Origin of the sequence: Pedobacter sp. Bi27, assembly GCF_918698255.1 — a bacterium.
Classification (GTDB): domain Bacteria; phylum Bacteroidota; class Bacteroidia; order Sphingobacteriales; family Sphingobacteriaceae; genus Pedobacter.
In genome coordinates this window covers 692,394-714,206 of record NZ_CAKKMW010000004.1, presented here as the reverse complement: position 1 = coordinate 714,206, position 21,813 = coordinate 692,394, and the positions used below count along the sequence as shown (strand labels likewise).

The window sequence follows — 21,813 nt, the reverse complement described above, 5'->3', positions numbered from 1 at the left end:
TTTGTAATTTTAAAGAAAAAGGTATCTCGTGTATTGGAGTTCCTGCTTTCTTCCAGGTATTCATCTGGCTAAGTCTTCGGCGGCATTACTTGCCCTGTTTTTCAGATCTTCGGTATATCCTTTTGCTTTATCTACCCATCCTGGAGCCTTATCCAATAACTCATCAACTATCGATTGTCCGGTAATTGGATCTTTCTTCGTGATATATTTTACGCCGGCATAAACTGCAGCGCCAATAATTGCTGTTTTTAAAATTCCCATGTTCTTTCTTATTTTATTAATTAACATTCTGAGCTCGTTAAAAGTTTTAGACAATTTCCTATACCGGTTGTTACATATTGTTGTTTCATGGAGCATTTTTATTCTGCTCATTTAACATTTTTTTGTTGTTGTGCGACAGGATATTATCATCTATTTATGCACTGTAATTAACTGGATTTAATATTGCAGGATGTAAAATTTGGCATTACAATGAAAAAAGCATTTTGCTCGTTTTTAAGGTGCAAATGATTGCTTTTTAAGCAAGTAATTGCGTGGCCGGCTTGCCTCGCGATGAAGAATTTTCTTAAATACGATCGATCAACAGCTGGTATAGCGATAAAAAAATTAAATATTTTCACTATTAAATTTATATATTTCGAGCAAAATTACCTTAAACTAAATCGATTATAAACTAAATGGAGTTGCATGAATAAAGAAAAGCTGTTCATTGAAATCAAGAATTTGAGTATCATAAATTCTTTATCGAAACACGAACAACTTGTTCAGGGAATCATTAATGGCCTAAACCATAAACTGATTGCTAAGGGAGATATTCTGCCTTCAGTTAACGAAATGATGAGGGAAACAGGTTTTGCCAAAGAAACCATTGGCAAAGCATATAAAGAACTGATCAGCAGGGGGATTTTAGAATCGAAAAACAGAAGGGGTTATTTTGTAGCTACTGATGATACTGAACAACACCTTAAGGTTTGTTTATTAATTTATGCATTCGATACCTTTCAGGAAACTTTTTACCAGAACTTCCGCGACCATTTAGGTGAAAATATTCAGGTTGACGTATATTTCCACCACAATAATTTAAGTGTTTTCGAATCTATCATCAACAGCAATAAAGGCCAGTATGGTTTGTATGTTATTGCACCAATAGAAAGCAACGAAGCCAAAGAAATACTAGAACAGTTACCCAAAGAAAAACTCCTGATGGTAGACCGGTACGTAGCATTGAAAGGCGAGTATTCTTACATCGTTCAGGAATTTGAGAAAGCTTCTTATAATGCGTTTTTGCAACTGGCACCCCGGATAAAAGAATTTTCAGAGTTTGTTTTCTTTTTTAAACCATCGTCTGCAGAGCCCAATGAAGTTTTGGTTTCATTTAAGCGTTTCATAAAAGAGTTTAAGATTAATGGTGTAATTAAAAACAGTTATGAATCTGGCAGTATTGCACCCGATAAGGTTTATTTTACCATCCACAACCTCGAACTTTGGGAAATGTTAAAAGATGCCAAGGTAAAAGGCTTAAAGGTGGGTAAAGATTTAGGTATTCTTTCGCATAATGATGATAATGTGAAAGAGATCATATTTGACGGGATTACTACATTTTCTATCGATTTTGCGCATATGGGCCGCCTGGCCGCTGAATTTGTACTCAGTTTGAAACCCATTAAACACATTATGGAGAATAAACTGATGAGAAGGAATTCACTTTAGTGCAAACTTCATCACGACAGCTAATCTCTATTTCACACAGTTCATATTCTTACTCAAGCAATTTCTTGTTCAAAATCTTAGAAGCTATCTAAATTTACATCAAGAGCTATTTTTTTTGAAAACGAGCGTGCTGTAGTTCTTAGCCTTTGTAGCCCTGCCATCCACTTTAGCTCCGATAGAAAAAATCGGAGGCTGCCGCTGCTGTCAGGTTTATAATCGAAAGGTCTGCTCCCGGTATGTTGCCAAAAGCACCAAACTTTATACTAAATACGATCGCAGTGGTCCCCGACTTTACGTCGGGAGTAACGGAGAGCGGGGCTGAAAACCGCCAAAGGATAGAACCGTTCATTTCCAAAGATTAAGAATCAGCCTAAATTTACATTTGGCAGAAATCCTTTTTCCATGCTGTTGATATGCTGGTTTAATCCTTTTCATTATTCTTAAACGATTTATCTCTAGAAAGTTGGAATATTAGTTTTTTTGTTTATAATTGTATTCGAAAATAGTAGGATAGGATAGGATAGGATAAAATAACAATTTGATTGCGTTTCAGTGCTTAGTTTCATGTTAGAGATGCGAAACAATTAAATGAACTGTTGTAAAAGTTAATCCAGTCCAGATTACATTTTCGTTAACCAAATAACCAGACAATATGAGAAATTTTACAAATTACTTTACCGGGAAGCAATTTCCTTCTTTTATGATCGCTAAATGGCGACCATCAGATTTACAAAATCTTAAAGGGCATTAATACTGCTGTTTGTTCACATCTATCTTAAATAGTTTTAATTCACTCATTTAAAAGCTAATTAGCAAATGAAGCAATTATTTTTGTTTTGTGGGCACTTATCGGTGCCCAACAGGTTAAGAAATGCAATGGTATTGACCGGTTCGATTCTTGTGTTTTTCCTGATTTTTATGCCCGCCACAGGCTTTTCTCAAACGGGAAAGAAAACCATTACCGGTAAGGTTACCGATTCGGCAGGAATGGCCATTCCGGGCGTTGTTGTGGCCACTGTTACTGGTACTAAGGCCGGTACCCAAACGGATAACAATGGGAGGTTTATTCTCGATGTGAACATTGGTGTCGAACTCCGTTTCTCGTTTGTGGGTTACGTAGAAAAAAGAATAACAGTTACTGCAAACACGACCATACTTAACGTTAAACTTGCAGAAAATGCGGTACAGGCAGACGAGGTTGTGATTACAGCATTGGGGCAGAAACAACGAAAAGAAGCCATCGTTGGTGCGGTAACATCTGTACGGCCCGGTGATTTAAAAGTGCCTGCCAGTAACCTTACCACCGCATTTGCTGGTAGAATAGCAGGTGTTGTTGCATTTCAGCCGAGTGGACAACCCGGCCAGGACAATGCTAATTTCTTTATTCGGGGAGTAACTACCTTTGGTTATAGAAGAGACCCATTGATTTTGATAGATAATGTGGAAATGACCTCTTCTGATCTGGCGCGCCTCCAAGTGGATGATATTGAAAGTTTTTCAGTTTTAAAAGATGCAAGTGCAACGGCGTTATATGGTGCCAGAGGTGGAAACGGTGTAATCCTTGTTAAAACTAAAGAGGGGAAAGCCGGGAAAGCACAGATTAGCGTTCGCATGGAGGGCTCCACATCTTCACCGATTAGCCCGCTGCAAATTGCAGATCCGGTTACCTATATGAAGCTTTACAACGAAGCGCTGAGTACAAGAAATTCGCCGGGAGCACCATACACTCCGAACAAAATATTAAACACACAGGCTTCATTGGCTGGTGCCCCTGGTAGTAATCCTTACGTTTATCCTGCGGTAAACTGGATGGATATGTTATTTAAAAAAAATACATCAACACAAAGGGCTAACCTGAATATCTCCGGTGGTGGTGGAGTAGCCAGGTATTATGTAGCCGGATCTTTTTCGAATGATAATGGAATCTTGAAAACAGATATCAGAAACAACAATAACAATAACGTTCGTTTTAAAAACTATCAGTTACGATCGAATGTAAATATTGATCTAACCAATACTACCGAACTGATTGTACGTTTATCGGGTAACTTTAATGAATATGTAGGCCCTATGACGAATGACCCGTCGTTTGCAACAGATCTATATAATATAGCTACACACACAAGCCCGGTCGATTTTCCGGCCTATTACGAACCAGACAAAGCCAATGCACGTGTTCAGCACATTCTTTTTGGTAACAATACCGAAGCTACAGTGCTGCCCGATGGAAGCACACCGCCTACTTCTTCTACAGATGTAAAAAACATTAACCCATACGCTGCATTGTTAAGAGGAAACAGACGATTTTCAGAATCGAGGATGCTCGCACAACTTGAGCTTAACCAAAAACTGGATTTCCTTACAAAAGGCCTAAACTTTAAAGGAATCTTCAGTACCAACAGATACGCCAGATTCGAATCAGAGTTAGCCTATGCACCTTATTTTTATAATGTTCAGTCGTACGACAAGGCATCTAACCAATATACACTAAACTGGATCAATAACAAGCCTGATCAGGCCAGAGAATACCTAAACTACTACGCAGGGCAGAGTACGCTTAATACCTTTCTGTATCTACAGGGTGTACTCGATTATTCAGCAGATATTAATGAAAACCACAATGTAAGTGCTGCCTTGATCGGTACACAACAGCAATTGCTCAACGCAAACGCCACTACATTATTTAATTCTTTACCCTTCCGGAATCTCGGCCTTTCAGGACGTGCTACTTACGCGTATAAGAGTAAATATTTCTTAGAGTTCAACTTTGGTTACAATGGCTCGGAACGTTTCTCAGAAAACCATCGGTTTGGTTTCTTCCCAACTGTTGGTGCTTCGTGGATCGTATCTGGAGAAAAATTCTATGGAAATCTTTCCAATGTGATCAGCCGCATGAAAATCAGGGGTAGCTACGGTTTGGTTGGTAATGATGCGATCAGTGACAGACGATTTTTTTACTTATCAGACGTTAACCTGAACGGCGGAAATCCGGCTTCATTCGGAACTAACCTTGGTTACTCACATAACGGGGTTACGATCAACAATTATGAAAACAGGGATGTTACCTGGGAGGTATCGAGGCAGATCAATCTGGGATTGGAATTAACGCTCCTCAAAAACATAAGATTTACCACAGAGGTTTATAAAAACTTTAAGTCAGACATCCTTCAGGATAGAAAAGATATTCCGAGTACAACGGGATTGGAATCACAGATCTCCGCTAACATAGGAAAGGTAGAATCGCAGGGTATCGAATTCTCGCTTGACGGAAAACATAATTTCAGTAACGATTTATGGGTATCAGCTTTAGCCAATTTTACTTTGGCCAAAAACAAATATACACAATACGAGGAACCTGATTTCAGTGATAAGTACCGTCTGCACAATGGTGTTGCCCTGAACAGAAATTTTGGCTACATCGCAGAACGTTTATTTGTAGACGACAGTGAAGCCAGAAACTCCCCTAAACAGATATTCAGTACCAATGGCGTCGCACCAATGGGTGGCGATATCAAATATCGCGATTTAAACAATGATGGCGTAATTGACGGTAAAGATCAAACATGGTTCGGAAACCCTACCGTACCCACAATTGTATATGGATTTGGCATCTCAACCGGTTTCAAGAACTTCGATCTTAATATGTTTTTCCAGGGACAGGCAGGTGTATCTTTTGTAATTGATCCGGCAAGAACAAGTCCGTTTATTAAAAGCCCCGATGCATGGTTACCAGGTAATACCCAAGTGATCCAACAGTTCGCAGATGACCATTGGTCTGAAGATAATCAGAATCTGTATGCATTGTATCCAAGGCTTGGCATAAACGGTGCGGTGATTGAAAATAACCGCCAGAATAGTTCGTGGTGGTTACGTGATGGCAGTTTCCTCCGAATGAAATCATTGGAAGTAGGTTACACCTTACCCCGAACGCTGGCAAGTAAGATTAAACTCAGAAACCTGAGGGTTTATTTCAGCGGACTTAACCTGGTAACCTGGAGCCCATTTAAAATGTGGGATCCGGAAATAGGTGGCAATGGATTTTCTTACCCATTGCAGAAAGTTTACAACCTGGGCATAAATGTTAGTTTATAGTTTAAAACAAAGAATTAGGGTATGAAACCATTATATTCAAAAATTTTATATGCTGTTGTTATGGTATTGTCCATGGCATCATGCAAAAAGTACCTGAACGTTACCCCAGACAATGTAGGTACAATAGATTATGCGTTCAGAAACCGTAACGAGGCTGAAAATTATCTCTTCACCTGTTATAGTACATTACAGCGGTTGCAGGAGCCATGGATGGACGGGGGATTTTCTACTTCGGGTGAAATTGTTTTCCCGGGGCAGAATGAATTGAACGATACGCAGGGTATTAATGCCGTTGGCTTTAACATGATGAGGGGTACGCAGACCAGCAACAACCCTGGATTAAATTACTGGGATGGAAATGAGGGAGGGCAGGCAATGTTCAACGCCATCAGACGCTGTAATACGATGCTGGAAAATATCGACAAGCCGATAGATCTTGGCGATACAGAAAAAAAGAGATGGATTGCGGAGGTGAAATTCCTAAAAGCCTATTATCACTTTTACCTGTTCAGGATGTATGGACCTATTCCAATCACCAATGTTAACCTGCCGATTAACAGTTCGATAGAGGCTACAAGGGTGAAAAGAAAACCTGTAGATTCAGTAGTAAATTATATGGTTCAGTTATTAGATGAGGCTACGCCGGATTTGCCGACCCAAATCCAAAATCAGACACAGGAACTTGGCAGGGTGACTTCACTTGTTACACGCGCCGTTAAAGCTCAGATTTTGGTAACTGCTGCGAGCCCATTATTTAATGGCAACGCTGATTACGCCGGGCTTAGTAATAAAGATGGGCAACAGCTGTTTAACCCACAAAAAGATCAACGGAAATGGGACCGTGCTGCCCAGGCCTGCGATGAGGCATTAAAGGCATGTTTGGCAGCCGGACTGAAGTTACACACCTTTACTCCGACAGCAAATATGCCCGCTAATCTACCCCAGGAACTGATTAATGTACTTTCGTTTCAGACAGCAATTACCGATAAATGGGAGCAGAACACAGAATTGATATGGGGCATGGCTCCGGTTTTCGGATTTGGAAAACAGGAAAGATGTATCCCTCGTCTTAATGCTGCCGCTGCCCTGAATATAGGTAGCGCTCAGGGTTTCTTCGCTGTTCCCATTGCACAGCAGGAGTTGTTTTATACCAATAACGGGCTACCTATTGATGAGGATAAAACCTGGGATTACAGAGACCGCTACACTTTAAAAACTGCAGGAACCGAAGATCAATACTATGTGCATAATGGTTATGAAACTGTTAAAGCACATTTTAAACGTGAACCAAGATTTTACGCATCTATTGGATTTGATGGCGGTGTTTGGTATGGCAACGGTCAACTGGGCGATCCGGCAAATGCAAATTATGTACAGGCACGTGGTACTACGAGTTTTGCAGGTCCGAAAGATGGAAGTCACACCAACATTTCAGGCTATTGGCCAAAAAAACTGGTCAATTATCTAACCGTTTATAATGATCGTTTGTCTTACGAAGATTTTCATTTTCCATTAATGAGGCTTTCAGATCTTTACCTGCTTTATGCAGAGGCTTTGAATGAGCAGGGAAAAAACTATTCTGAAGTATTGCCTTATATAGACGAGGTAAGAAAAAGAGCAAAAATTCCGACAGTTGCAGAATCGTGGACGGCTCAGCTTTCTACAAGCCCTTTAAAATATAGCACGCAGGCAGGTCTTCGTCAAATCATTCATCAGGAAAGAAGGATTGAACTTGCTTTTGAATGTATGCCGGGATGGGATTTACGCCGATGGAAAGAACTACAGACGGTAATGGCCAAACCGATGCAGGGATGGAGCATTTTCGACGATCAGGCGGTGAACTACTATCGTCCGCGTAATCTTTTTGTTCCGGTGTTTAATACAAAAGATTATTTATGGCCTATTAAGTCTGATAATCTGGCGGTTAACCCCAATTTAGTTCAAAATCCATTTTGGTAATATTTAAAGAAGATTTGATCATGAATATAAAAAAATATAGTTTTCGTTGTTTGATCATGCTGATCATTATTGGCATAGTGGCATGCAAGAAAAATAATGGTTTTAACGCCGTTATTTCTGAAGATACAACTAAACCATTACCCGTAAGCAATATTAAGGTCGACAATTTTAACGGAGGTGCAAACATCACCTATAACCTTCCCAATTCACAGAATATTCTTTATGTGCTTGCCAAGTACAAGATAAATGACAATGTAGGCCGGGAGACAAAATCATCCTATTACCAGGATACGGTAGTGGTTGAAGGATTTGCAAAAGCAAAAGCATACCAGGTAACCCTTTACACCGTTTCGAGGGCAAACGTAATGTCTGATCCTGTTACCGTTACGGTTAATCCCTTAACTCCGGTTTATTCAGTTGTGCGTCCATCATTAGATCTTTCTGCTGATTTTGGTGGGGTGAATATTAAAGCGGAGAATCCACTAAAAAAACAGATCGGTATTGTGGTGTTGAGTTATAATAACAATACCAAATCCCTGGAAATCGAGGATCAGCGTTTTACTAAAGATCCAAAAATCGATTATTCGGTTACTGGTTTTTCATCAACAGAACGTCGGTTTGGGGTGTACGTTACTGACAGATGGGGCAATATTTCAGACACGCTTCAGAAAGCAATAATCCCGCTGGCCGAAGAAGCGGTTGACAAATCAAAATTCAGCGCATTAAACCTGAACACAGACAGCCCGATTGACTTTGGCTGGACGCTACCATATTTATGGGATGGGAAACAGGATGGAAATGGCTGGCATACGAGATACGGCGTTTCACTTCCATATTCTTGTAGTTTTAGTATTGGAAAAACCTATAAGTTAAGCCGTTTTGTGCTCTACGAAAGAACAGGAGACCAGTATACCTACAAATTTGCAAATCCTAAGCAATTTGCACTTTGGGGGACGAACTCATCTACGCCGACTGATGTTCAGCTTCCTGTAACAGCTGCTGAAGGTACGATTATCGGGAATTGGGTAAATCTTGGTAATTTCCGCTTTCCAGATCCGCCATCGGGTAATCTTCCTACCGCAATCAATTCATCAGATAACGATTTTGTTAGAAACGGCGTCAGCTTTAAAGTACCTATAGCAGCCCCGCCAGTGAAATATCTCCGGATAGCCGTACAAACGGTGTGGGGCAACGAAGCCGCAGCTCACCTGATGGAATTTACACCTTATGGCACCGCACAATAATAGTACTAATTGAATCTGATATCAAATTTTAAAAAAATGAAACTGTTACGATTTATTCACGCAAAGAGATCGATAAACCGTAACGGCTTCATCACCAGAAAAATAATTATATACGGATGAAAAATCTTATAATTTTAGTCGGCCTTTTTACATTGGCTATTACAATGGGCTGCAAAAAACAGCAAACAGATTTCAGGGACTTTTTTGATGGACATGAAATTATCTATACGGGTAGTCCTAAAGAAGTGCTTAGCAGGCCGGGAAATCTTCGTGCACAGTTAAAATGGAAATCAAGTTCCGACCCGAGTATTGTAAAGTACGTGATTTACTATAATAATAAAGTAGATTCTCAGGTAATAGCAATCAATAGCAAAACAGATAGTGTTTTTGCGACGATACCGAACCTTCAGGAATTTGTTTATTCTTTTACGATTTACTCTTATGATAAAAATGGGAACAGATCAATTCCAAAAGAAGTAAACAATGTAAAAGTATTCGGGCCAATTTACAAAAATGGCTTGCTGAACAGGGCTTACAATGCTGCTGAACCTTATGTTGTAAATGCTGACGGATCTGTTAAACTTAATTTTAATGCACCCGATACTATAAATACGGGTACGGTTATTAAATATACCAATGCCTCGGGAAACGCCTCAGAACTTACGCTTTTACCTAAAGACAATTCTATTGTTCTTCCCAGCTATAAAACGGGGACTGAAATACAGTACCTTTCTTCTTATATTCCGCAAAGAAATTCATTGGATATTTTTGACGCAGGCGCCTATTCTGTTTTTCCAAGGGTTTATAATTATGTACTTTGCGATCGCTCGCTTTTTAGCGAAGTGCGTTTGCCAGGCGATGCGCCAACTTACGAATCGGGTACCAGCATCAGTAAACTTTGGGATGGAAGCGTAGGGCCACAAGGTTATCCAAATATCTTTCATAGTGCGGGTAATAGCGGAATGCCTCATGTAATCACATTCGATTTAGGTAAGGTGTATACCAATTTATCGCGTATTGAAGAAACCGGAAGAGATTGTTGCAATAATCCGGATCGTTTTGAGGTTTGGGGAACAGCCGATTTAACCAATGCCACAACTACTTTATCAGCCAGTAATAATGGTTGGCCAGCTGAAGCAATAAGTAAGGGATGGACACTTTTAAAAGATGTAACCAGAAGCGATGATGGCAAAAATGCAATAACCGCAGAACTGGATAATGCAGGAAAACCGATTCGTTATATTCGCATCAGGATTAAACATGTAACCACTGGTGATGGGAACTATAGTAATATGAGCGAAATCAGGTTCTGGAATAAACAGTAATCTTTTTATATAATTCAATTCATTAATAATTGAATTTCGACATCTCGAATGAAGTATTCAAACAAAAGGGCCGTCATCTCGACTGGAGCGCAGCGGAATAGAGAGATCTATATAGATAGATTTCTCGACTTCGTTGCACTCCAGTCGAAATGACGATCCCGGTGACTGGATCCATTTTAACCACAGATGAAAAGGAGCACATAGATATAAAATCCGTGTTTATCTGTGTACATCTGTGGTTAAAACCTTTTTTAATTACGAGTATAACAACACACAAATGAAACTATGTATAAGAAGTATTTGATTATTTTTTCACTATTCTCGTTTTTCATAGGTGAATATACCGCTGCCCAGCAAAAGCCTTTAACGATGTGGTACGATAAACCTGCCAAAATTTGGGAGGAAACCCTTCCTTTAGGTAATGGTAAATTGGGCATGACACCAGATGGGGGCATTAACAGGGAGAATATAGTGCTGAATGATATCACTTTATGGAGTGGTGGGAAACAAGATGCCAATAATTACGAAGCGTATAAAAGTTTACCCAAAATTAGGCAGCTGATATTGGAAGGTAAAAACGATGAAGCACAGGAATTGGTTAACCGCGATTTTGTTTGCAAAGGGCAGGGATCGGGTGGAGCGAATTGGGGCAAATACCAAACATTGGGTAATTTGCAGCTCGATTATGAATTTTCTGGCGTTAAAGATGTAAAACCCGAAGTTTACAAAAGAACATTATCGCTGGATAAAGCGGTGGCCACAACCGAATTTACGCTCAATGGGGTAAAATACAAAAGAGAATATTTCTGCAGTTTTGATGATGATGTAAATATCATCCGCCTCACAGCCGATCAACCTAATAAACTCAATTGTAATATTTCGATCAGCAGATCAGAAAAAGCAACATTAGCTAGCGAAGGTAATGAACTGCTGATGTTTGGCCAGCTGGATAACGGTACTGATGGTAAGGGAATGAAATACCTGAGCCGCGTAAGTACAAAACTTAAAGATGGTACGCTAACAAACGAAGGGAACATTCTTAAAATAAAAAATGCAACTGAACTGATTATTTACGTTGCGGCAGAAACCGATTTTAAGCATGCGGATTTTGAATCCAGGGTAAAACAGGCTTTGCAAGCGGCTCAAAAGAAAGCTTATAGTTTAGAACTTGCAAATCATAGCGCAAATTTTGCTAAACTCTTTAACAGGTTGAAAATTAATTTAGGAGAAGGCGAAGCCGCTAAACTGCCAACAGACGTGAGGTTAGATCGTTTCTATAAAGATTACAAAAATGATGTTTCGCTTAGCGCCTTGTTTTTTCAGTTCGGTCGGTATTTAAGCATTAGCAGTACAAGGGTTGGACTTTTGCCACCAAATCTTCAGGGTTTATGGGCAAACCAGATCAACACGCCATGGAACGGCGATTATCATTTAGATGTAAACGTACAGATGAACCACTGGGCTATTGAGCCGGCCAACCTTTCAGAGTTAAATCTTCCACTGGCCGAATTGGTAAGAAATTTAACTGGGCCAGGTGCAAGAACAGCGAAAGCATATTACAATGCCGATGGATGGATTGCCCACGTAATTACGAACGTTTGGGGCTTTACCGAGCCTGGCGAAAGTGCCTCATGGGGTGCATCAAATGCAGGTTCGGGTTGGTTATGCAGCAATCTATGGGATCATTTTGCCTATAGCCGTGATTTAAAATACCTGAAAAGCATTTACCCGATCTTAAAAGGATCAGCTGCATTTTATCAAAGTGCTTTGGTTAAAGATCCAAAAACAGGTTGGCTGGTTACTTCGCCATCAGTATCGCCAGAGAATACTTTTTACCTGCCCAACGGAAAAACAGCAAGCATTTCAATGGGGCCAACTATCGATAATCAGATTGTGAGGGAGCTTTTTAATCATGTAATTACTGCAGCCAAACTGCTTAAAACTGACGCCGCCTTTAGTGCTTCGTTACAAGAAAAATTAAAATCTATTCCACCAGTGGGTTTAATCAGCAAAGATGGCCGGATACAGGAATGGTTGGAAGATTATAAAGAAACCGATCCGCAGCACCGGCACATCTCGCATTTATATGGGGTTTATCCTGCCGGATTAATTACGCCAACAGCTACTCCGGCATTGGCAGAGGCTGCAAAGAAAACACTAGAAGTAAGGGGGGATGATGGACCAAGTTGGTCAATTGCTTATAAACAGTTATTTTGGGCAAGATTGCAGGATGGTAACAGGGCTTTTAAACTGTTTAGAGAGATTTTAAAACCTACTTTGAGAACCGATATTAATTATGGAGCCGGCGGAGGCGTTTATCCAAATATGTTATCAGCCGGACCACCGTTTCAGATTGATGGGAATTTTGGTGCATCTGCAGCTATTGCCGAAATGCTGATCCAAAGTCATGATGGTTTTATCGAACTGCTCCCTGCTATTCCTGATGCCTGGAAAGCTTTTGGTGAAATTAAAGGATTAAAGGCAAGGGGTAATTTTACAGTTGATATGGATTGGAAAGATGGTAAAATTACAAATTACAGAATTGCCTCGGCCGTACCTCAAAAGGTAAAGCTAAAAATGAATGGAAAATTAACCGAAATAATGTCGAGCAAATTAAGTAAATAAATGGTTCTTAAATTTTTATCCAGGCATAAGCTATTCTTGATTTTACTGATCCTGTTATTTTCTGAACGGTCAGCGTCAGCGATTATAATCAATTATGGTCGGGCAGGAAAAATAGACTACAACCTTAAAACCGGCACTTTTCGGGTATCAGATGGAGCGGTGCAACTATTATTAAATGGTTTTTCGCAGGCAGCACATCAGAAAAAGATAATCAGTTCTAAAAATTACTCGCAGATTAGCTACACCAAAACAGTTATAATGGATGGTTTTGGAAAGGGTTTTAAACATGTTTTCTTGTTAAAGCAGCATGGTTTACCAACTATGCAACAGGTTTTTTATACCTATGCAGGTAAGAATTATTTTATGATCAGCCTTACTTTGCTAGGCACTGATCTATCCATCAACCATATGGTGCCTATAAATGGAAATTTAATCGATCAGGAAGCTTCACAAGTACCAACCAGTTTATTTGTTCCTTTTGATAACGATACCTTTATTTCTTACAATGCCGTTCCATTAAAGGCCAACACAAGTAATCCAAGCGCGGAGGTTACGGCTTTGTATCACGATCAGTCCAGAAAAGGTTTTGTAATTGGCTCGATAGAACATAGCAACTGGAAAACAGGCATCATTACGGGCATGAATGCTGATAAAAAAATAAATATACAGGCCATTTGTGGTTATACCGAAGAAAGCATTACCCGCGATAAAATTGAACATGGTTATTTAAAAGGAAATACCATCAGCTCGTCAAAAGTATTTTTTGGTGCTTTTGCCGATTGGCGTTCGGGTATGGAGACCTATGCACGAGCCAACCGGATAGCAGAGCCGCCTATTGTTTTCAAATGGAAAGCCAGAACTCCGGTGGGATGGAACAGTTGGGGTGTAATGCAAGAGAAAATAACACTCGAAAAAGCCAATCAGGTTGTCGATTTTTTTGCTGATAGCCTAAAAACCTTTAGAAGCGATGGTGTAGCGTATATCGATCTCGATTCTTATTGGGATAACCTGCTAAAAGGGGGCTTAACCGGCGACTACTCTAAACTAAAAGCCTTTGCTGATTATGCTAAATCGAAAGGATTAAAACCAGGCATTTACTGGGCACCCTTTGTAGATTGGGGATTCGCTGGTGGCGGTACCCGCAAGGCGGAAGGAAGCGATTGTACATTTGGCGAGATGTGGACCAAAATCGGTTCAGGCTACCATGATATAGATGGCGCAAGGGCGCTCGATCCAACGCATCCAGGTACGCAGCAACGTATTGCTACAGTGATTAAAAAGTTTAAAGAATGCGGTTTTGAAATGATTAAAATCGACTTTTTAGGTCACGCTGCAATAGAATCCAATCATTTTTACGATCCGAAGGTTACTACGGGGATGCAAGCATATAAAGCGGGCATGGAATTTTTATTAAAACAGTTGGATAATAAAATGTTGATTTACGCAGCCATATCGCCAAGTTTGGCATCTGGTCGTTATGTACATGTACGCCGCATTGCCTGCGATGCGTTTAAAACAATAAAAGATACCGAGTACACTTTAAATAGTTTAAGCAACGGCTGGTGGCAAACTTATCTTTACGACTATATTGATGCCGATCACGTGGTATTTTCCGATCAATCTGAACAGGAAAATACGGCCAGGTTTTTATCAGCGATTGTTACGGGATCCTGCATTACCGGCGATGATTTTTCCCGACAGGGCAAATGGAGCAATACAGCACAGCGTTTATTGAACAATACCGAAATCTTAAACGTATTAAAAGATGGAAAGGCATTTCTTCCGGTAGAAGGGAATAGGGGCAAATCGGCTTCGCAACTTTTTGTAAAACAGGTTGGAAATGTGAAATATCTCACGTTATTTAATTATAGCGATGAATCAAGATCTTTTATACTTGACTTTTCGAGAATCGGTTTAAAAATCGATGAAGTGTACCGCTGTCAGAATTTGATCACTCAAAAAACTGAAAACTTCAAAAATAACCAAGCTTTAAGTGTGGGCCCAAAAGATGCCATCATCTTCAAAATCATAATAAACAATAAATAAAATCAACTACCTATAAACATTACCCGATTAACATTGAAAACACAAATGAACAAGTCAGATCAAATTACCGGTTACATCAAGCGTGGGGCATTGGCCATTACCATTTCACTCTTTACCGTTGGCAATATTAACGCCCAAACCGTTATTCCTATTGAAACCGCGCATAATGCCATGGTATTACAGGCCGATGTAAAGAAAGATGTAAACACTATCTTTTTTGGAAAAAAACTGGCAAATAAGCAAGAATACGCCCAAGTTACTGCTCAATATAAACAAACTGAAGATTATACCGGTCAGCTAAATTCGGTGTATACACCTTCAGGATCGAGAAATCTTGTAGAACCAGCCATTAGCGTTACCCATGCCGATGGCAATAACTCACTCGATCTGAAATACGTTGATCATGCCGTAACGGCTATTGATGATAATGTGAGCCTACTTAAAATCAGGTTGAAAGACCCGGTTTACAATTTTGAAGTCACCATGTTTTATAAGTCTTTTTATAAACAAGATGTAATAGAACAATGGACAGAGATTAAACATAATGAGAAAGGTACAGTGGTATTACATAAATATGCATCGGCCAATCTGCACTTAAAATCACCACGTTTCTGGTTAAATCAGTATCATGGCGATTGGGCCAAAGAAATGCAGCCAGAGCAAAGTGAAATTACCCATGGTATTAAAACTTTGGATAGCAAACTGGGTACGAGGGCAAATTTGTTTCAACCTTCTGTTTTTATGATTTCGTTAGATAAACCTGCTGAAGAAAATGAAGGCAATGTTTTGTATGGTGCAATGGAATGGAGTGGTAATTTTAAGATCGATCTTGAACTGGATTACCAGGATAACCTCCGCATTATTGCCGGAATGAACAATTATGCTTCGCCCTATAGTTTAAAACCAGGTGAGGTTTTTACAACCCCTGCTTTTTTGTACACTTTTTCTGACCAGGGAAAAGGCGATGCCAGCAGAAAACTGCAAGATTGGGCGCGTAATTATAAAATATTAGATGGTAAAGGCAGTAGGTTAACCCTCTTGAATAACTGGGAGGCCACTTATTTCGATTTCAATGAGCAAAAATTGGCCGATTTATTAAAAGATACCAAAAAACTGGGTGTCGATTTCTTTTTACTTGATGATGGTTGGTTCGGGAACAAATATCCACGTAACGATGACCATGCCGGGCTTGGCGATTGGCAGGAGAACAAGAAGAAATTGCCAAACGGAATAGCATCTTTGGTAAAAGAGGCCGATAATGTAGGAACCAGATTCGGAATTTGGATAGAGCCCGAAATGGTTAACCCTAAAAGCGAACTTTATGAAAAACATCCAGATTGGGTGGTAAAACAGCCAAACAGACCTGAGTACTATTTCAGAAACCAATTAGAACTCGATCTGAGTAACCCAAAAGTACAGGATTTTGTTTTCGGTGTGGTAGATGGTCTGTTTACCAAAAATCCTAAACTGGCTTACATTAAATGGGATTGTAATGCTGTAATTTACAATGCATACTCCGCTCATTTAAAAAATCAATCTCATTTTTACATCGATTATGTAAGGGGATTGTATAGTGTATTGCAAAGAATCCGTGCAAAATATCCAACGGTGCCCATGATGTTATGCTCTGGTGGAGGTGGTAGGGTAGATTATGCTGCCTTACAGTATTTTACAGAGTTTTGGCCTAGTGATAATACCGACCCATTAGAGCGCATATTTATGCAATGGGAATACTCTTATTTTTATCCGGCCATCAGCAGTTCCAACCATGTAACCGATTGGGGAAAACAGCCAATAAAATTCCGTACCGATGTAGCCATGATGGGCAAATTGGGCTTTGATATTGTAGTGAGTAAATTACCTGAAAAAGAGCTTCAGTTCTGTCAGGAGGCGATTAAGAACTATAACGATGTAAAACAAACGATCTGGCAAGGTGAACAATACCGTTTGACTAATCCACGTACGGGTAGCGTAGCATCCATGTTGTATGTGAATGCGCAAAAAAACGAAGGTGTTATTTTCAATTACCTGGTAAACTTCCGTTATGGTGAAAATAGTAAGTATCCAATTAAATTGAACGGTTTAGATGCAACAAAGAAGTACCGCATTAAAGAAATCAACCTTTATCCAGGTACAAAATCATCGATAGATGCTACTAAAACTTATACAGGTGATTTCTTGATGAAAGTGGGCTTTAATCCTATTCTTAATACTACCAGAACCAGTGTGGTGCTTAAATTAGAAGAAGCAAAGTAATAGAATTCGTCATTTCGACCATAATATTCCAAAGGAACTCCTTTGGAGGAGAAATCTTTTAAAGGTTTCTCCACTTTTGTTTTTAACTCTTTTGTCTTATGCGATCGTAATGCTGTCTCAAATCATCGCAATCTATCTTGTTATTAAGATTCTGAAATAAATTCAGGATGACGAACCGAGGGTGATCGACTGAAGACTTTGGACTACAGACTAAGGACTCTTTACCAAACTAATCCTCTTCTTCATTACCATTCATAAACGCCCGCGGACTTTTTCCAAATTGTTTTTTAAACTCCCTGCTAAAATATTTTGGATCGTTAAAGCCAACCTGATAAGCCACTTCATAAATGGTAAACCTATTTTGTTTAAACAGCTCCATCGCTTTCTTTAAACGGATCGATTTAACGAAATCATTTACGGAGAGGTTAGTGAGTTTTCTGATTTTTTTATACAAAATAGGCCTGCTCATCCCAACCATTGAAGCGAGTTCAGATACCCCAAAATCTTCATCGGCGATATGTTCATCAATGTATTTTAAGAGTTTTAGCATAAAAGCTTCATCAATGGCATTTATGGTGAGTTCTTTCGGCTGTAAATGGATGTGTTTCAGGAATTTTTGACGCATTACCTGTCTCGACATCAGTAAATTACGAACGTTAAGTAAAAGCAATTCAGGACTAAAAGGTTTGGTAATGTAAGCATCGGCGCCTGTTTCTAAACCACTAACCTGGTGGATATGAGAAGAGCGGGCTGTAAGGATAATAACAGGGATGTGGCTGGTCCGTTCGTCTTGCTTAAGTTTGCGGCAAAGTTCTATACCATCCATTATCGGCATCATAATGTCGCAGATAATCAGATCGGGCAGTGTTTCAACAGCCGTTTCCCAACCCATTAATCCATTTTCACTTTCCGCTACCTGGTAATGTTTGCCAACCAGTGATGCAATTAGTAGCCTGATTTCGCTATTATCTTCCACCACCAATATGGTTTCGGTTGAAATATCAGTTTCTTTTTCGGATTTTAAAATTGTTACCTCTTGTTCTGCTTGTTGCGTGTAGATATCAGGAAAGCTTGAATAATCTTTTACGCCATCAAAAAGAGCCGTTTTAAAATGTGATTTTCCTTTCTTTAACCTTACGGTGAAATTTGTGAAACCACGTTCATTATTTTCAGCAGGTGTGCTTTCTACGGTAATATGCCCTTTATGTTCTTCTACAATTGCTTTAGAAAGTGCCAAACCTATTCCCGAACCGATTTGATTTGAATGTTGCTCATCTACCTGGAAATAATCGCTGAAAAGATTCTTTAAACTTTCTGCAGGTATGCCCAATCCATTATCTGAAATGCTAATCGCTACTTCATTCTCCATTTCCAAGAGAGAAACAGATATTTTGCCACCTTTATTGCAGAATTTAAAGGCATTAGATAACAGGTTGAACAATACTTTTTCGAGCTGCCGTTTATCAAAAAATAGACTGATGTTTTCCTGCTCGTGTACAAACTCGTACTGTATATCATTTGTTTGGGCGAGATGAGAGAAGGAGATGAAAATTTCGTTAATAAAATCGACAATATTATCTTCTGTAACATGCAGGGTAAGGTGCCCGGTTTCAGCTTTTCTAAAATCCATTAACTCGGTAATAAGCCGCATTAGCCTGTTGGCATTATTTTTTATAGGAATAATCTGACGATTTAACTCTGTATCGGTTTGATATTGCCTGGAAAGATTTTCTAAGGGGCCAAGAATTAAGGTAAGTGGTGTTCTGATTTCGTGGGCCACATAGGTGAAGAAATTCAGTTTCATTTTCTGAATGTCTTCCGTACGTTTAAGCAGGGCACGTACAAAAAGATAACGTACAATTAAAAACAGTAAGCCCGAAAAGAAAGCCAAATAAATAAGATAGGCCCACCAGGTAGCCCAAAAGGGTGGAAGCACCGTTATTTTAAGCGTTGCAACTTTACCACTGGGATTACCATCATTATTATTTCCTGTAACCATAAAGGTATAATTGCCGGCAGGAAGATCGGTAAAGGTAACACTCGGTACATCGGTTTTTACCCAATTTTTACTATGACCTTTGAGGATATAACGGTAAGTGTTTTTTTCTGGTTTAATGTAGTTTAGTAAAGCGAAACCAATGCTGAAATTGTTGTTGTCGTGTTTAAACGTAATTTGTTTGGTGCTTTTGATATCTTCTTTTAACAATCCATCTGGTGCATTTACCGCTACGGGTTGATCGAACAGTTTGAGTTCGGTAAAGGTGATTGGTGCAACATTCTTATTAATATCAATCTGGCTGGGATAAAAGGCTGTTAAACCATCATAACCGCCAAAAAATAATTCGCCTTTACTATCTTTAAAAAACGATCGGATATTAAAATCGTTGCCTGCAAGCCCGTCGCTTTTAGTGTAATTAATGAATTTTCCCGTTTTAGAAACCAATTTGGATAGTCCTTTATCTGTACTGATCCACATGTTATTTTCGTCATCCTCAATTATTCCCAATACATTACCGTTTGGCAAGCCATCCTTTTCGCTGTAGTTTTTGAATTTTCTGCTTTTATTGTCGAAAATGCTCAATCCACCCAAAGCTGTTCCGATACAGATATTTCCATTTTTCAACTGCATGATACAATTGATATATTCTGACTTTAAACCTTTGGCTTTATTCAGATAATAAGCTGTAATTCTTTTTGATGCAGGGTTGTAGGCATATAATCCTGCCCTGGTGCCGATCCAGAGGTTTTTGGCTCGATCCTCAAAAATTACCTCGATATATTGGTTCTTTAAGCTTTTTTCTACAATGCTTTTAACCGTGGTGCTGGCATAAATTCCATTGGTTTTGTTCAGGGTAGATAAACCATCTCTGGAACCTACCCAAACCATTCCATTACTATCTTCCATTATCGCGATCACTTCAGCACTGCTGGGCATATTTTTTACATCCTTTACATTAGTTATTTTCCTGAAATTATGGGTAGTTGGATTAAACACATAAAGGCCCCCGCGGTGCGTACCCACCAATAATTGCCCGGTTTTATCGAGGCATAAGGTTTTAATTAAGTTGGAGTTGAGTCCGTTGGGCTTATTAGGTTCAGATTTATAATAGGTAAAGGTATTGTTGCTTCTGTTTATGTAATTTAAACCACCGCCTTCTGTTCCAATCCACAGGTTTTGGTATTGATCTTCAACAATGGTACTTACAATATCGCTGCTCAAGCCCTGTTGTTTTTTCGAATTCCGGAATACAGTAAATGGCGTAGCAGACGGATAAACTATGTTTACCCCTTTATAAAAAGTACCAACATACATTGAACCGTTAAGATCTTGAAAAATACTGTGGATAGAATTCTGGCTCAATCCGGTTGCTTGCTCCGGGTCGTAACGGTAATTACTAAATTTTCGCGTATTTGGATCGAGGATACTTAATCCTTCCTGTGTACCGATCCAAATATTACCCGCTTTGTCGCAGGTTAGTTTTCTAATGTCATTATTTACAATCGAATTTGGATCTATAGCACTGGTTTGGTATCGTTTAAAGGTTTTATGTTCGTAATCGAATAGGTTTAAGCCGTTGTATGTACCTAACCAAAGCCGCTTTTGCTTATCGATCACAATACTTTTTACGGCATTAGAACTGATGCTGTTCTTGTTATTGGGATTGTGTCTGAAAATCTCAAAGTGATATTTGCCCTTAATCAGGTAAATACGCACTAAGCCATTATAAGTACCTACCCAAAGGTTTTGCTTTTCGTCTTTGAAAATCGAGAAAACACAGTTGAGCCCAGACTTATAATTGGGCTTATCAAAGAGGAATTTCTTAAAAATCTGTTTTTCAGCATCTATAACCAGGTTGAGCCCATTATAGGTGCCTACCCAGATGTTTTTTTGAGGATCTTCATATAAACATTCTACTGAATCGCAGCTAAAGGAATTTGCAGAACTCCGTTTATTGATGCGATAAAAATGATCGGTTTTTTCATTGTAAATATTCAGCCCGGTCTCTGTACCTACCCATAATCTTCCTTTGGTATCACTCAATAGGGTATTAATCACATTATCCGAAATGCTGTTGACGTTATCGGCGTTATTATTGTAAATTTTAAAACGATAGCCATCATAGCGGTTTAATCCATGCTTGGTACCCATCCAAATAAACTGGTTTTTGTCTTGCGCAATGGCCATCACCGAATTTTGCGACAGGCCATTTTCCATCCTGAGGTGGTTAAAAACAATATTTTTCTGGGCACACAAAGAGGTGCAGATAAAAAGCATTGACAAAAACCATAAAGCGTTTAAACGCAGATTCATAAAATTAAGCTAGTTTTTTGGCCATCCTATAGCTAATAGTAAAATAGCTCCTGATGTATTTCCCTTAAATATAGCGCGAACATATCAAAATATTAAAGGATTACAGTTTTTCTACCCTTTCATTTACAATTTTCGACCTTTTTCATTTTATGCCCAACTAATTTTGGTAAAGCGAATGCAAGGTGATAAAAGAGCAATCATCAGCAGAGATTAACCATTTCTGCCATTGGCTTAACCAAATTTG

General features: G+C 39.2%; 10 protein-coding genes. 8 read left to right on the top strand and 2 right to left on the bottom strand.

Going from position 1 to position 21,813, the window contains the following annotated elements; all coding sequences use genetic code 11:
* Positions 1–60: 60 nt before the first annotated feature.
* Positions 61–372, bottom strand: a complete 312-nt coding sequence (locus LQ227_RS16870; RefSeq protein WP_230150053.1) for a hypothetical protein — start codon at positions 370–372, stop codon at positions 61–63.
* 315 nt (positions 373–687) lie between these two features.
* On the opposite strand from LQ227_RS16870, the gene LQ227_RS16865 reads away from it, so the two are divergent.
* The 8 genes from LQ227_RS16865 (at position 688) to LQ227_RS16830 (ending at position 17,257) form a co-directional block, all read left to right on the top strand.
* A complete protein-coding gene (locus LQ227_RS16865; protein WP_230141843.1) occupies positions 688–1,710 on the top strand; it encodes a GntR family transcriptional regulator in 1,023 nt (340 codons plus the stop codon).
* A gap of 816 nt (positions 1,711–2,526) precedes the next feature.
* Complete coding sequence (locus tag LQ227_RS16860; protein ID WP_230141836.1) at positions 2,527–5,802, top strand: TonB-dependent receptor; 3,276 nt, start codon at positions 2,527–2,529, stop codon at positions 5,800–5,802.
* A 21-nt stretch (positions 5,803–5,823) separates the two neighbouring features.
* On the top strand, positions 5,824–7,761 hold the full coding sequence (locus LQ227_RS16855; RefSeq protein ID WP_230141834.1) for a RagB/SusD family nutrient uptake outer membrane protein: 1,938 nt from the start codon (positions 5,824–5,826) through the stop codon (positions 7,759–7,761).
* A 20-nt stretch (positions 7,762–7,781) separates the two neighbouring features.
* Positions 7,782–9,005: a DUF4959 domain-containing protein gene (locus LQ227_RS16850; protein ID WP_230141833.1), complete on the top strand. Its 1,224-nt coding sequence runs from the start codon at positions 7,782–7,784 to the stop codon at positions 9,003–9,005.
* 116 nt (positions 9,006–9,121) lie between these two features.
* The gene (locus LQ227_RS16845) at positions 9,122–10,330 is read left to right on the top strand and encodes a DUF4998 domain-containing protein (protein ID WP_230141832.1); all 1,209 of its coding nucleotides are present in this window, start codon (positions 9,122–9,124) and stop codon (positions 10,328–10,330) included.
* A 285-nt stretch (positions 10,331–10,615) separates the two neighbouring features.
* The gene (locus tag LQ227_RS16840; protein WP_230141831.1) at positions 10,616–12,955 is read left to right on the top strand and encodes a glycoside hydrolase N-terminal domain-containing protein; all 2,340 of its coding nucleotides are present in this window, start codon (positions 10,616–10,618) and stop codon (positions 12,953–12,955) included.
* A complete protein-coding gene (locus LQ227_RS16835) occupies positions 12,956–15,001 on the top strand; it encodes an alpha-galactosidase (RefSeq protein WP_230141830.1) in 2,046 nt (681 codons plus the stop codon).
* 45 nt (positions 15,002–15,046) lie between these two features.
* Positions 15,047–17,257, top strand: coding sequence for an alpha-galactosidase (locus tag LQ227_RS16830; protein ID WP_230141827.1), 2,211 nt, complete (start codon positions 15,047–15,049; stop codon positions 17,255–17,257).
* 229 nt (positions 17,258–17,486) lie between these two features.
* On the opposite strand, the gene LQ227_RS16825 is transcribed toward LQ227_RS16830, so the two are convergent.
* Positions 17,487–21,473: a hybrid sensor histidine kinase/response regulator transcription factor gene (locus LQ227_RS16825; RefSeq protein ID WP_230150051.1), complete on the bottom strand. Its 3,987-nt coding sequence runs from the start codon at positions 21,471–21,473 to the stop codon at positions 17,487–17,489.
* Positions 21,474–21,813: the final 340 nt, after the last annotated feature.